This window comes from Alteromonas sp. 5NS40-0096 (genome assembly GCF_057544385.1).
This window is the reverse complement of record NZ_BAAJLQ010000007.1, coordinates 38,476-53,016: the sequence shown is the minus strand read 5'-3', so window position 1 is coordinate 53,016 and position 14,541 is coordinate 38,476. Positions and strand designations below refer to the sequence as shown.

General features: G+C 46.7%; 11 protein-coding genes. 8 read left to right on the top strand and 3 right to left on the bottom strand.

The window, feature by feature from the left end; translation table 11 throughout:
- Window positions 1-147: 147 nt before the first annotated feature.
- On the top strand, window positions 148-666 hold the full coding sequence (gene sixA, locus AC27G9_RS18335) for a phosphohistidine phosphatase SixA (RefSeq protein WP_487075937.1): 519 nt from the start codon (window positions 148-150) through the stop codon (window positions 664-666).
- 164 nt (window positions 667-830) lie between these two features.
- Entirely contained in the window at window positions 831-1,010 is a 180-nt protein-coding gene (locus AC27G9_RS18330) for a hypothetical protein (RefSeq protein WP_487075936.1), read from the top strand.
- Window positions 1,011-1,038: 28 nt separating this feature from the next.
- Here AC27G9_RS18330 and AC27G9_RS18325 read toward each other — a convergent pair whose 3' ends face one another.
- Together AC27G9_RS18325 and AC27G9_RS18320 are read right to left on the bottom strand one after the other, a co-directional pair.
- Complete coding sequence (locus AC27G9_RS18325; RefSeq protein ID WP_487075935.1) at window positions 1,039-2,331, bottom strand: HlyC/CorC family transporter; 1,293 nt, start codon at window positions 2,329-2,331, stop codon at window positions 1,039-1,041.
- A gap of 149 nt (window positions 2,332-2,480) precedes the next feature.
- The gene (locus AC27G9_RS18320; RefSeq protein ID WP_487075934.1) at window positions 2,481-3,272 is read right to left on the bottom strand and encodes a cytochrome C assembly family protein; all 792 of its coding nucleotides are present in this window, start codon (window positions 3,270-3,272) and stop codon (window positions 2,481-2,483) included.
- A 243-nt stretch (window positions 3,273-3,515) separates the two neighbouring features.
- On the opposite strand from AC27G9_RS18320, the gene ffh reads away from it, so the two are divergent.
- Window positions 3,516-4,919, top strand: coding sequence for a signal recognition particle protein (gene ffh / locus AC27G9_RS18315; RefSeq protein ID WP_487075933.1), 1,404 nt, complete (start codon window positions 3,516-3,518; stop codon window positions 4,917-4,919).
- A gap of 376 nt (window positions 4,920-5,295) precedes the next feature.
- Window positions 5,296-6,660 (top strand): serine hydrolase domain-containing protein, encoded by a 1,365-nt coding sequence (locus AC27G9_RS18310; RefSeq protein ID WP_487075932.1) that lies wholly within the window; start codon window positions 5,296-5,298, stop codon window positions 6,658-6,660.
- Between the two features lie 30 nt (window positions 6,661-6,690).
- Here the strand turns inward: AC27G9_RS18310 and AC27G9_RS18305 are convergent, their stop codons facing one another.
- Complete coding sequence (locus tag AC27G9_RS18305; protein ID WP_487075931.1) at window positions 6,691-7,740, bottom strand: alpha/beta hydrolase; 1,050 nt, start codon at window positions 7,738-7,740, stop codon at window positions 6,691-6,693.
- A gap of 176 nt (window positions 7,741-7,916) precedes the next feature.
- Between AC27G9_RS18305 and AC27G9_RS18300 the strand changes: the two genes are divergently transcribed.
- The 4 genes from AC27G9_RS18300 (at window position 7,917) to AC27G9_RS18285 (ending at window position 14,517) form a co-directional block, all read left to right on the top strand.
- Window positions 7,917-8,795: a WYL domain-containing protein gene (locus tag AC27G9_RS18300; protein ID WP_487075930.1), complete on the top strand. Its 879-nt coding sequence runs from the start codon at window positions 7,917-7,919 to the stop codon at window positions 8,793-8,795.
- 186 nt (window positions 8,796-8,981) lie between these two features.
- A complete protein-coding gene (locus tag AC27G9_RS18295) occupies window positions 8,982-12,665 on the top strand; it encodes an ATP-binding protein (RefSeq protein WP_487075929.1) in 3,684 nt (1,227 codons plus the stop codon).
- Window positions 12,665-13,300, top strand: coding sequence for a hypothetical protein (locus tag AC27G9_RS18290; RefSeq protein WP_487075928.1), 636 nt, complete (start codon window positions 12,665-12,667; stop codon window positions 13,298-13,300). Before AC27G9_RS18295 ends, AC27G9_RS18290 begins: the two co-directional genes overlap by 1 nt.
- The gene (locus AC27G9_RS18285) at window positions 13,297-14,517 is read left to right on the top strand and encodes a phosphoenolpyruvate carboxylase (protein WP_487075927.1); all 1,221 of its coding nucleotides are present in this window, start codon (window positions 13,297-13,299) and stop codon (window positions 14,515-14,517) included. The genes AC27G9_RS18290 and AC27G9_RS18285 overlap by 4 nt, the downstream gene beginning before the upstream one ends.
- The last annotated feature ends 24 nt before the right edge of the window (window positions 14,518-14,541 follow it).

The window sequence follows — 14,541 nt, the reverse complement described above, 5'->3', positions numbered from 1 at the left end:
TTGTATTGCGATAAGCGTCAACGGTTGTTGCCACATCCTAAGTGTAGAAGAACGATTTAAATCGTCGATTATTTCACAATATCACTAGGCTGCAGCTATGGGGTCTGCTATCGTTAACAGTCTAAAAATCATCATATTAGTTAAATAATGTCAGGTCAAAGTAGCATCGACGAGATTTTGCTGTTTATCATGCGCCATGGTGAGGCCGAATCTCTCAGAATTGACGACAAATCACGACAGCTCACTGCGATAGGTCGAGAGCAAGCGGTAACATCGTCGCAATGGTTGGTCGAACACTACTGCCCCGAAGCGCAAATTGATCTGGCTTTGGTGAGCCCTTACCGCAGAACGCGGCAGACCTTCGATATGATCACCCTTGATCTGAATGTACAAGATTGCACAATTTGCGCTGACATCACCCCCGATGGCGACCCTAGGTTTGCACACGATTACATTGATGCATTGCTCGATACGGCGATGAGAAACGGCAAAGCACCACGGTGTTTCATGATTGTCAGTCATATGCCCTTTGTCAGCTTTTTCCTCGATGAGGTTTGTTCTGAACCGGCATCTGCACTCTTTGCTACCGGCAGTGTTGCCGTTGTTCGCTACAACCTGAACACTCATAAAGGTGAGCTAGTTTCACACTTTCAAGGCCTGCTATAACTCGTCCTGGCGACCAGAAAAAAATCTAAAATAATCCTTTAGAAGTTTGCTCGATTTCCGATATATCAAATGTGACACCCCAAAATGAAGCCCTGTTGGTTTCGGTTTCACTTGGTGCCGCACTGCGGCAGTCAATAGATTGGTAAGAGAGGCCAGTTTTTTTCATGACAACGAAATCCATACCGGAGCAACTTCGTCGCACCTTAATCGGTCACGTTGACCGAGATGATTTGCAACACGACGAAGAAATGCAGGACATACTTGATAAGCTAGCGACGCTGTCTTCGAAAGTCGAAGCGGCAAAAGCACAAGTATTGTCTCGACGCGCCAAAAAGAAAGGGTAGCCGCCTAAACATCTTTAGGCGGCCTCGATTATTCGCCCGTTGAACCTTGAGGGGGCTGATAGTAGTGTGGCATGACCCTGACAGTCTTAATCATATTTTCACTGATCTCGAGTATCTCAATTGGGTAACCCGCCAATCGCAAGCTCACTTTGTGTTCAGGAATTTCTTCTAAGTATTCCAGAATCAAGCCATTGAGGGTTTTTGGCCCTTCGATAGGCAGTTCCCAATCCATTTCCTTGTTTAAATCTCGAATGTTGGCACTGCCATCCACCAACACACTGCCATCTTGTTGAGTGTGGGTTTCTTTGCTGTGATCTGGGACCATACTGGTGGTGAAGTCACCAATAATTTCTTCGAGTATGTCTTCAAGCGTGACCAAGCCCATAATGTCACCGTACTCATCTACGACCAAGGCAATGCGCTCTTTCTCTGCTTGAAATTTGTACATCAAAGAATGCAATGGCGTTGATTCTGGCGTGTAGTAAATATCGCGAACGGCTCGTAGCAAACTGGCTTTGGTGAACTGATCTTTCGACAATAACCGTAGCGCGTCTCGTGCGTGAACAAAGCCGACGGCATCGTCTATGCTGTCGCGATAGAGTAGGACTCGGGTATGCTGGGCATTTATCAGCTGCTTGAGAATATCTTTCCATTCATCGTTGATATCAATGGCAACGATTTCATTGCGCGGCACCATAATGTCTTCAGCGGTGACTTTCTCCAAGTCTAAAATACTCACCAACATTTCTTGGTGGCGCTTGGGGATCATGGCTCCCGCTTCATAGACCACGGTTCGCAGTTCTTCTCGACTCAAGGCTGTGTCATTGCTATCGGTAGGGTTGATTTTCAACAACGACAAAATCCCGTTTGTGATGCCATTGATGAACATGACAAATGGGTACATTAGCACCAGCAGTGGCGTCAATATGACAGAACTGGGAAACGCCACTTTTTCTGGGTACAGTGCCGCGAGTGTCTTTGGCGTCACCTCTGCAAAAATCAGCAGTATAAATGTCAAACCAAACGTCGTCGCGATGACTGCCCAAGATTCACCAAACCAACGGGTACAGATAATGGTGGCGAGGGCTGAGGCCGCAATATTGACCAAGTTGTTGCCAATGAGGATCAATCCGATGAGTCGATCTGGGCGGTCGAGCAAGCGCTGAACCCGTTTGGCCGCTCGGTTTCCTTCGTTATCTAGGTGTTTGAGTCGATAACGGTTTATCGACATCATTGCCGTTTCGGAGCTAGAGAAGTATGCAGAAAGCAATATAAGTACGCCCAAAGCGATAAGTAGCGTACTGGTGGATATGTCGTCCAACTATGTGATTCCTATTCGAAACAGAACCCACAATGTAGTGATTGATGGGGCGGGATTCAAGCTAATTTTAAGGAAATATCACTATGAGGCGATAGAGTCGTCTACATTTAACTCTTTTTGCTTGAATAAAAAGCACTAAAACGCTGAAACTAAAGTAATATTTCTCTCACTATTCGGCTGCCAAAATAAGCTAAAGTTAATAGCACCACACCACTCACCGTTAACGCAATCACTTGCTTTCCGCGCCATCCTCTGACCTTTTGGCCAACCAATAAGGTAACGTAGAGTGCAAGTGCGCCCAGCGAAAATACCGTTTTGTGCGCGTATTGCGCACTGAACATGTTGTCGAGAAAAATAAACCCTGTCGCAAGAGACACCATTAGCAGCAAGGTCCCGACAAGAATCAGTTTAAACAGTATTTGTTCCACCAACATCAAAGGAGGCAAAGACGAATGCAGTAAACCTACACCTTTGTGTTTGAGTTTGTAGGTGATAAACGACATTTGAATCGCATACAAAAATGCCATTACCAAAGTGCCGTACGCAAACAGAGACAGAGTAATGTGAACGAGTAGCGAGGGCTGCAAGTCAATCTGCATAATGTACGAAACCGGAATGAGCCACGCTGCGAGTATGCCAATGGCCGCGAAACCAAAAACGGCGGGAAGCAGCAGAACATTCGGCAAAATTGTGGCGCTCACCAACATAGATAAGGCGATAATGCAGGACACCAAAGAGAGCACATTGGTAATCGACATATTCTGACCGGGCTCAATCAATATGGACTGAGATAAAAACAGAACATGCGAAATCGCGCCCACAGTACCAAGGGACAATGCAAGTATTTTGTTTGGGCCTTGTTTATCAAACAAGCGTCCCATCAACACAAATGAAGCGGCTGCATAAGCTACAATGCTGAGAATCGCGAATATCGCAGTCATTAATTTCCCTGTTTCCCTATACCAACTTGATTTTAGTATGCATGCCGCCCATTTGATTGGGGTCATGCTTATCAACGTGGAATGTAAATCAATCGCATTGTAAAACGTCGAAGTAACATTATCTATATAAAAAATCAGCAAGGTATTTAGTCTTTAAACAAAGGCTTTGCATTTAAAGCACGTGTGATCTAGCGGCGTATTGGGTATAATGCTGCCAATTATTGAGGTATTAGAATTAGCGCTATGTTTGAAAATTTATCTGAGCGTTTGAGTCAGACGCTGAAAAATGTCAGCGGCCGTGGTCGTCTTACAGAAGACAATATCAAAGAAACGTTGCGCGAAGTGCGCATGGCTTTGCTCGAAGCCGACGTTGCACTTCCCGTCGTTAAAGATTTCGTAGCTCAGGTAAAAGAGCGAGCGGTAGGGACCGAGGTCACTAAAAGCCTGAAACCGGGCCAAGTCTTCATCAAGATTGTTCAGTCTGAACTCGAATCAGTGATGGGCGAAGCCAACGAAAAGCTCAATCTGTCGGCTCAGCCTCCTGCAGTCGTCTTGATGGCGGGTTTACAAGGTGCGGGTAAAACGACCAGTGTCGGTAAGTTAGCTAAATACCTCACAGAGCGCGAAAAGAAAAAAGTACTCGTGGTCAGTGCTGATGTTTATCGCCCTGCTGCAATAAAACAGCTGGAAACATTGGCAGAAGATGTGGGTGTGGGTTTCCAACCCTCTAACATCATGCAAAAGCCAATTCATATCGTTGAAGACGCGATTGAAACCGCTAAGAAACAATTCTACGACGTATTGTTGGTAGATACCGCGGGTCGTTTGCATGTCGATAGCGACATGATGGAAGAGATTCAAGCCCTGCACAAAGCCGTGAATCCAGTTGAAACGCTTTTTGTTGTCGACGCTATGACGGGTCAAGATGCGGCAAATACTGCCAAAGCATTCAACGATGCATTGCCACTAACCGGTGTTATCTTAACTAAGGCTGATGGTGATGCGCGAGGTGGTGCTGCGCTATCGGTAAGAAAGATTACAGGTAAACCTATCAAGTTTATCGGTATGGGTGAGAAGCTCGATGCATTGGAACCTTTCCACCCAGAACGTATTGCTTCACGCATCTTAGGCATGGGTGATGTACTCAGCTTAATTGAAGAAGTCGAGCGCAAAGTCGATAAAGACAAAGCACAAAAACTTGCCAAAAAAGTACAGAAAGGCAAAGGTTTTGACTTACAAGATTTCAAAGAGCAGCTCGAGCAAATGCGCAACATGGGCGGTATGATGGGGATGCTCGACAAGCTTCCCGGCATGGGCAATATGAGTGCTCAAATCAAAGACCAGGCTAACGACAAACAGTTTAATCAGATGGAAGCCATCATTAATTCGATGACACCTGCTGAGCGAGCCAAGCCAGAAATTATCAAAGGCTCACGTAAACGCCGTATTGCCGCGGGTTCAGGTACACAGATTCAGGACGTAAATCGCCTACTGAAGCAGTTTACTCAGATGCAAAAGATGATGAAAAAAATGTCTGGCGGCGGAATGAAGAAAATGATGCGTCAGATGAAAGGTATGATGCCACCTGGCGGCATGGGAGGAATGGGCGGCCCAGGAGGTCCCGGTGGTATGTTTCCACCACGATAGCATGATTAAGCAATAGAAAGGGGCGAAAGCCCCTTTTTTCTTGGTTTAAGAAGTGCTGACCCGGTGTTACCGCCGTTTGTTTTATCCAACAAGTCAATTGCCACAGGCCTTTTTGTTGAGACTATAGCTTTGGCAGGCTCTCGCGATGCTTGCCGAACGGCGTAGTTGGAATACCTTTTACAACACTGCAATCATACGAGACTTTGACGCTAAGCGAACTCTCAACATACAGATTCACTGACCTAACACAAACGTTATGCATTCCTAACCATGGTGTTCTGCTCTTTGTTGTGAAAGTGGGTGACACAAAAGCATCATCTCGATAAGGTAGAGTGCCAAACAACAAAAATTAAAATCAAAACAGGCTGTTACCCTCATGAAAAAACTGCTCGTGCTCGGTATAACACTTGCCATCCTTACCGGTATTTTTCGTTTCTTTTTGGGCTTTTTCCCGTGGCACCTAGTCGCAGCACTAGACGTAGCAACGGGGTTGGGCGCTAAACTGGCTTGCTCTGGTTACTACTTGAGCGGTCAATCGGAACCCGAAATTATTGAAGATTTGGCGTCATATTCTCCAGCAACCCGTTTGGTCGCGTTGGATTTTAGCCAGACCAATCGCGTGAGTGCTGACTTGAAAGGTTTATCAACGTCAAGTGCGACCTACCGCCCCGGGTTAGGGTGTACGCTTGACGTTGGTGATACCGCCAAACTCGATAGCATTGACGTAGAAGATATTCAAGCATCTGCTGAGCCCTGGCCGAAAGGCAAGGGAGTCGATACGATTGTCTCCGATGTACAACAAACGCTGGATGATATTGTGACATCGTCAAACGAGTCGGGATTGAATACTCGGGCAATGGTTGTTGTCAAGAATGGCAACATCATTGCTGAAAGCTATGCGCAAGGTGCGGACGAGAACACGCCGTTGTTGGGCTGGTCGATGGGAAAAAGTCTCACCGCTATTATGGTGGGTAGGTATGACAAATTAAATCGTATCAATAGTTTAGGCGATAAGGCGTTGTTTGCTGCGTGGCAAGACCAACGCAAAGACATTTCGCTGGAAAACTTACTGCAAATGAGCTCAGGTTTAGTCTTCGATGAAACTTATGCGCCTGGCAGTGATTCTACTCACATGCTGTTCTCTGCATTCAGCGCATCCGATGTCGCGTTGGGAAGTGAACTCGGTTTTGCTCCTGCTAGCCACTTTTCGTATTCGTCTGGCACAACCAATATTATTGCTCGTTGGTTACACCAGCAACTTGGTGAAAATACACAAAAGAGTGTGAGTTTTTTGAATAATGAGCTATTTGCGCCTGCAGGTATGCACACCGCGGTGTTTGAAACCGACCCAAGTGGCGTGTTTGTTGGTAGCTCTTATATTTATGCGAGTGGCAGAGACTGGGCTCGGCTGGGCTGGTTAATGGCCAATAACGGAGAGATCAACGGTCATCAATTGCTTGAACCGATTTGGGTGGAGCAGGCCGCCGCCATTAATTCGAGCGAAAATTATCCCGCCTATGGCTTTCAGTTTTGGTTGAACAAAAAAGATGAGGCAGGCAATGATTTGCATTGGCCCAAACTCCCCAAAGACGCCTATTTTATGATGGGAAATCGCAAACAGGCGGTAATGGTAGTGCCATCACAGCAACTCGTGATTGTTCGTTTGGGGTGGACATCGGGTCAATATCCGATGGAGATACAGTTTAACCAAATCATCAACGCTATCGCTGACGCCAATTAGCGGATTACAGCGCAGTGCAAGGCACTGCGCCTAACCACCGTGTTTAATCAGAAACTGCTTGAGCTGGCGATAAACCGACTCCGATTCTGGCGATTCATACACAACTAAGTAGTCGGCGTGAGACATCCCCTCATACACTTCTAACAATGTCTCTATTCCAGCGTCTCTCAATTTGCGATTCACCCTCACAGTATCGCTGAGAAACATATCGCGAGTACCTGAGACCAACATTGTAGGGGGGAATGAAGAAAACTCACCGTACATGGGTGATACGCGTGGATCGGTAAGGGGCGTTTGCCCGGCATATAAGTTTGCCGCCCCTTTCAACGTGCCATCGTATGTCATCAATATGCGGTCAATCATTTCATTCGTAGTTTGGGTATCACCTGTTTTCGTTAGGTCTGCCCATGGTGTACCGGCGTAAACGGCTTTAGGCAGTGGTTTGTTTTGCTCAATAAGAGACTGTATTGTCGATAACACTAATCCACCGCCAGCTGACGTACCACCCATGAATACGTTTTCTGCAGGGTAGTGTTGCAGCACATAATCGTATGCAGCCATTACGTCGTTTAATGCCACTGGAAAAGGGTGAGAAGGCGGCATGCGGTAGTCTACGCTAATCACTTTAATGCCGAGGCGGTGAGCAACAATTAAGCCCTCTTCGATACTGGGTAGCCCGGCAAACAATACATAGGCACCACCGTGAACATCGAGGTACACCTTGTCTGTGAATTCAGTAGATAGTTGCTTTGGAGTCAATACTCTTATTGTGACTGAATCCAGCTTTATCAGTTCAACATCAACGTCGAACTGTTTTCGCATCTTTTTGATTTTTTTCTTTTGTTCGGCATTGGTTGCCCAGATAAAGTCTCGCCATGCATCATCGGTTTGAGGCGTCGCGTCGATCAATGTTTTTTTATCTGGTATCGAGCTTTGCGCAATGGCGCTCTGTAATGCATGACTCGCTGCTTGGGGAAGTGGTAGCGCTTTTTCTGGTACGGAAAGCGTCTGGGGAGGTTGGGTCGCTGATACTGTCATAGAGATCGCCAAGCTGAGAGATAAAACCGAGTGTTTTAACATAGGGTTCATCCTTGAAAGTTAATCACCTCATAGTAGCCACTGTGGTGGGGAGTGTAAATGGTCGCAACATGTAGGCAACGGATGCAATAAGGTGAGCATATTATGAAAAATCGCCTTGACATCATCATAATGATGGCATCATTATGATTTCATGCTGATAGGGAAAAAGGTACATCATGACACAAGCGTTAAACGATTTGCCCCATGCGCAACGTGAGAGGTTGGCATTTATTGATTTTAGTCTTCAGTTTTTTGGTCACGTAAGCCGACAAGATATCATTCAACGCTTCGCCACGGGACTAGCTGCTGGAACGCGAGATTTTGCGCTCTATAAACAGTTAGCTGAGCAAAACTTAACGTTGGATCATCAATCGAAGCACTATATACGTAGTCAGAGCTTCAAGCCTTTGTTCGAGCATAATCCCGATGTCATTCTTCACAGTTTAAGCCGAGGGTTTGGCGATGGGATTTCTCATCAAGTGCAGCCTTCACAACAGTGTTTTGACGCTATCGCATTGGTTCACCCCAATGACGACATCATTGCCAGTTTGATTCGATCTATTCACCTGAAGTGCCCGATAGACTGTAACTATGTTTCATTATCATCAGGGGCGAAACAGCGTACATTAGTGCCCCATGCAATCGTTAACAATGGGCATCGTTGGCATGTCCGCGCATTTGATATCGAGAGCCAGAGTTTCAGGGACTTCGTTTGTACTCGATTCACCCGTGTTAGCCTGATGCAGCGTGATGTTTCTCATACGGAAGCAGCAAGCCAAGATACCAATTGGCATCGAGAGGTAGAACTGGCGTTAATCCCCCACCCAGATTTACAACATCCCGACGCCATCGCTCTGGATTTCGCCATGATAGAGGGGATTAGAAGAGTGAAGGTGAGAGCCGCCTTGGCTGCCTATGTGTTGCGCCATTGGCAAGTTGATTGTTCCGAATCTTATCGGATTCGAGGTCAAGGGTGTCAATTGGCGCTGCAAAACCTGGATGTCTTAGCTGAAATTGAAAGTGCAAACCTCGCTCCGGGCGCGGCTGTACGATGATTGAGCGATTAAAAGCACATTAGCTCTTGAGGTTTTGCTTTGTACGGAATCCGTAATAAACTGAGCGCTCTTCATCAGAGATTAATAGCCCATCACAGGCTTGCGAATCGCTCATTAGAAGCACTTTGTTGTTAGCAGATAACGTCGGTTAGCAACGATGAAAACAAATAATACAACAGGAATTTTATGGCAGGCTTAAAACGTATCATCTTAATCGATACCCATTTGCCAGGTGTTGTCGAGTTAAAACTCGACGGTCACACCAATATTTGTGGTACCAACGCGTCAGGAAAAACAACCTTACAACGTCTCATTCCAGTCTTCTATGGTGAGTATCCAAGCCGCGTTGTCCCGGCAACACGTGACAGTTTTGAACGTTGGTACTTGCCGCGTCCTTCTAGCTTCATTATCTATGAATTCACCCGAGCAGAAGGGGATTTGTGTCAAGCCGTATTGAGTTCAAATGGCACAGGTGTTAACTACCGCTTTATCGGTAAACCATTCGATATCGATGATTATTTGTTTAAGCAAAACAATGGTAAGCACGCTAGCGTAAACAGTGCGGAGCTCGCAAGGGCGATGAAGCGCAATAATGTGATGGTGACTAACTTACTCACAACAAAAGATTTTAGAGCGATTTTACAAAATGATCAGGGTGTACTGAATCAAAGTGCTAACGCCCGCGAACTTATGGGTTATGCTCGAATATTCAGTCTTTGTGACCCATCGCATCACATCCGTCACATAGAAAAGTTAGCGAAAGCGGTTCACTCCAAAGAAGGCAAAATGGAAACCATCAAAGCGATGATTGCCGCCATTTTGGAAGAGGATGGCGTTCAGCCACCTACCTCGAATTTAAGCCGTAATCGAGTGGATGATTGGATTCGCGAGTGCCATTTGATTAAAGCATTCGACAAAATTCGTCCGGAGTTTACCAAACTCGAACAGGCAAACCTGGCGCTATCTGATACGGAAGCGCAGTTAGCGAGTTTGTATACCGCTTTCCAGTTGGACATGAGTGAATTGACCCAACGGGCCGCCAAATCGAAAGAGGCGCTCGAAGAAAACGGGATTCTGAGGAAGCAAAACGACAACCAATGGTCGACACAGCGCGATGAGTTAAATCAAACTGTGTCTTCGTCTAAAGCCGATGTCGATAAATACACAGCCGAGCTGGACAACGTTGAAGAAGAGTTTGAAAGTTGGCAAGAGCAAGGGATTGAGTCCCTCAGTGAAAATGTAGCAAAACTAGCCCAGTGGCAGAATGAGTTGGAAGTCGTCACCAGCCGGTATGCATTATTGACAGAAAAACATCAGGATGTTGAAGCGTCTTATCACAGGCGCTTGTCTGATTTGGGTGAAAAACTCACCCAAACGTTAGAGCAGTTATCCGCGGCGAGACAAGAAGCTGCTGACACTCGCAATGATCAACAGCAACAAGAAAGAGACAGTCTCCAAACTATTAAAGATGATTTTGCCGCGCAGATAGCGACATTGGAGAATCAGTTCGCTCAACAGTTGGGTGAGCTCCGCGTAGTCGAAGCCGAACTCAAAGCCAGTTTAGCGAATGCCGGTTACAATGAGTTCGAACAGACCCAATTAGAACTGTTAGACGCGACTATTAAGGAAGCGAGTATTACTGAAGATGCGGCGCGAACGGCATTACGCCAAGCGCAGCAGCAACATCAGCAGGCGGTACAACAACGCCAAAGTACGCATGAAGCGTTGGAAAAAGCGCGAATTCACTACCAACAAAAAGAAAAAGCAGTGGCGGCCATTCAAGGGCTATTGTACCCGGGAGAAGGGTCGTTACTGGAGTTTTTACGGGCCAATATCAACGGTTGGGAATCATCACTAGGTAAGCTGATTCGTCCAGAGCTATTGGAGCGTAACGACCTTTCACCCCAAGCCCAAAAAGAGGCTGAATCGTTTTTCGGCTTAATGCTGAATTTGGATGTGCTTGAGGCGCCTGACTACGCAGACGATGAACAGCAGCTAAAAGCGCGTTTGGAAGATGCAGAAGCGAATTTGGCGGCAGCGCTAACGCAGCAAAACGAAGCTGAAGCAGCGTTGGGACAGGCGAACGAACAGGTCAGAGCCACAGAGCTGGAGCTGACCCAAAAAGACAATGGCGTACGCAGCGCTGAAGCGACGAGGAAACGAGCGCAACAAGACAGAGACTCAGTGCTCAACGAGTACCAGCAAGCGTTGTCAGAGCGAAAACAAAACGCTAAAACTAAACTCGCGTCGAATCAGCAAGCACAAAAGCAAGCAACGCAGCAATTCGAGTTGAGTAAAGAGGACATCCTCGATCAGCGTCGTGAGGCGGAAACAGAACATAGCTTCCATTGGCAACAACTCATCGCCGATACTGAGTCTAAGATCGCGCAACTCGACAGTGAAATGGAGAAAGCCCGCCAAACTGCAGAGCAAGATCGCAAAGAGATGGCAGAGTGGTTGAATAATGAATTGAACAACCGCGGTGTAGATGTTGATGAAATCGGCAATCTCAAAAAGCGTCAAAAGGCGCTAAAAGAAGATATTTATGAGACGGAAACCAACCGTCACAAAGTGGCTGACTACGAGCGCTGGTATCAAAATATCTTCATGGGACAGAAGCGAATTTGGCAAGAATCATTGGCCAAAGCGCGGCAACAGCTGGGTGAATCCCAGCGTCAGTTGGCGCAGAGTCAAGATGCGTATCGCAAAGAACGCGAGGCACTTAAAGAATCTCAAACGCAGCTAGAACAGACCAATCGCATTGCGTCTGAACAACTGCAAGGCGTTGATCATTTAAACAAGGCGCTGGCGAAACTCAAGTTGGCTGCGGGAGAAAGCGCCACGGATCTCCAGCATGATGATGTCAGTATTGGCCAACGTCTCTCTCAAGCTCAAGCTATGCTGCAAGAACGAGAAGCCTTACTCAGTGATGTGCGCAACTATGTCGAACGATTCGACCAGTTGATCGCAGCACAAGCGGGCACTGGGTTGTCAGATACGTGGGAAAGAGCTCGAGAGGAATGTACTGTGGTGAACAGCCATGGCGTGCAAGGAATCGACCATCGACGGATGGTGTCTCATTTATCTCAGTTGCTCAATGTTATCGTGCCTCAGAAGGTGCAAGGGCTGCGTGAGCAAGGACGTATCTTCGGTGCCGATTTGAATCAATATTATTTCGTGTTGGCTGACATTGATAAGCGCATCGTGAGCCAAAGCCGACGAATTACTCAAGAAGTCGACAGCGAACTCTACCTTGATGGCGTCTCGGATTCAGCAGTGAAAATACGCTCGCGTATCAGTGAGCTGGAGTTTTGGCCGGAACTGGAATATTTCCGTAAGTGCTATGACGAATGGATGGAACAAGGCGCCAGCGATTTGCCGGATGACGAGTATGGGCAGAGTATGCGAAAAGTACTCGATATTTTAGGCCGTGCAGCGTTAACCGGCGGTATCAGTCGCCTATTGGATATTGAATTGCACCTTCGCGAAGGCAATAGCGATCTGGTAATTCGTACTGATAGGCAGCTCAATGAATCCTCGAGCCACGGTATGGCTTACTTGATTTTGTGTAAGTTCTTGCTCGCATTTACTCGATTGTTGCGAGGCGAAGCTACTGCCACTATTCACTGGCCAATTGACGAATTGGGCACGCTGCATCAAAGCAACGTTAAGAAAATTTTTGACGCGTGTCAGAACAATGATATCAGTGTCGTCGGTGCATTCCCGAACCCAGAATCAGAGGTACTTACGCTGTTTGAAAACCGTTACCTCATCGATAAAGTTAGCCGTAAGTTACAGGTCGTGCAGCCTAAAACCAACGCGATAAAAGCGCGTATTGCCGCCAAGCAGCAAAGTGAGGAGACAGCATAATGATGACAGAACAAGGTCGTGTATTGAGTTTGCTGTTGAGCGGGCAGTTTATCTGCGAAGTCAGTGACGAAGAAGCTTGGCGCTTTTTAAAAGAACGCGATAACCAAATTGCTTTGGAACCCCATTTGTCGATTCTCAATCGCGTGCTCTCGACGAGTGCTGAGGGCGAAGTCTTTTTTGCCGGTTACATGACAGTAACGGATGGTGAACGCAAAATACTCGCGCAGCAATTTCAAGAAACGGCATCACATTTGGTCCCCCTTGTTGAATGGCTTTTACTGGTACAACAGGCGAGTGAGTCAGACCGCCCAGTCACAATGGGCAGTGCCATTCGACTTAATGAATTACAAGGTGTCATAGAAGACACGCCAGCCTATCGCGAGCAGTTAGAGAAGATTTCACGGTTTCGTTTGTTTGGTTCCACGAGTGTCAATTTGGATGGCCAATTAAAACAAGTATTCAAGCGGCTTGTAGACATTGGCTATTTGATCAAACCGAACCCAGAAAAACAAATCTATCTTGCGACCGGAAAAGTAGAACACCTTTACGAGATGATTCGCTTTATCGATGAAACCGAGTCTTTGTCATTAGCGGCACAAGCCGAGGCCTCGATCTCACAAGGTAGCTTGATATGAGTCAGCCGCTAATTCAAGCTGGTACTAAGCTGCTCAATGCGTTGAGTCGCCACAGTGAGTTGATCATGCAGGCATATATCAATGGTGTGGTTGACGAAAAAGAGCACAGCAAAAAAGTACTAGACCAACTCGTGCAATTGGGGGTGCTATGGCGGCCAGATCCTCAGAGCCGCTTGCGCTTGAAAAATGCCGTCAGGAGCTTGCTAGAAGGGAGTCTTCAAGACGAGCGAAGTCGCAACATAGATGCCAATATTGGGGCATCTATTGCGAGTCTGAAAACGTTAGCGGAACATTACAAAGAAGCGTTGCACTATCAACGCTACGCTGAATCTCAGGCGCACATGTCAGATTTGACAGAACACGTTTACCAATTGACAGAGTCTTTGGGGAATAGCGTGCGTTTGCTGTTTGGACGTATCAACAATGAATTTGGCTATGTGTCTTCGGTTGAGGCTAAAATTCGAGAGAATGAACTGGCCCAAGAACAAGTCAGTGAATTGCTCAATCAGCTGGAGTTTTTCCGTTTTGACGAATTAAGCGAGGTGGCGGGTAGCAATCGAGAATTGCGTCACTTGCTGGTGGTGTCATTGCAACAGAGCTTTGCGAAAGCGATTCAAGAACTGTCTGTCGTACAAGCTAAACTGCTCGATTTACTCGGTCGATTTAGAGAGTTCCAAGGTCGAACTCGTCTACTTAAAGGCTATTTGTTGCACATGGAGCAGCAACCGGATTTTGCACCGAGTAATTACACCACAATGACAAAAGTGCCCGCACTGTTCAATCAGGCGGCACCATGCATTGGGCAAGCGCATGCAGATCTCAATCGGATAGAGCACGAGGAAATTTTACAGGATATTGTCAACTCGCTGACAGATATTCACACGCGTACGCCACAGGTGGAAAAAGCGAAAGCGGCGTCGGAGATCAGCGTTGATGAGCAAAGTAGCGTCGATTTAACCAAAGAGCCTATTCGACAAGCGGTGGAAGCCTATTTCTGTGAAGTGATTGATAACGGCCAGCCATTGTCTGCATTGGATTATTTTGAGCGGGAAGCATTGGATTTTGATCCCGAAGTTTGGATCTATCAGATTATCGGCGATTACCAAGCGCTAGATGACAACGATAAACAGTATTTCGCTATCGATACCAACGGCCAGCCTCATCCGGTATTTAATGGCAATTTCCTAATCAATGACCTGACTTTGGGGTTGCGTTGAGGGGCAGCCGAGGCTGCCCATTTT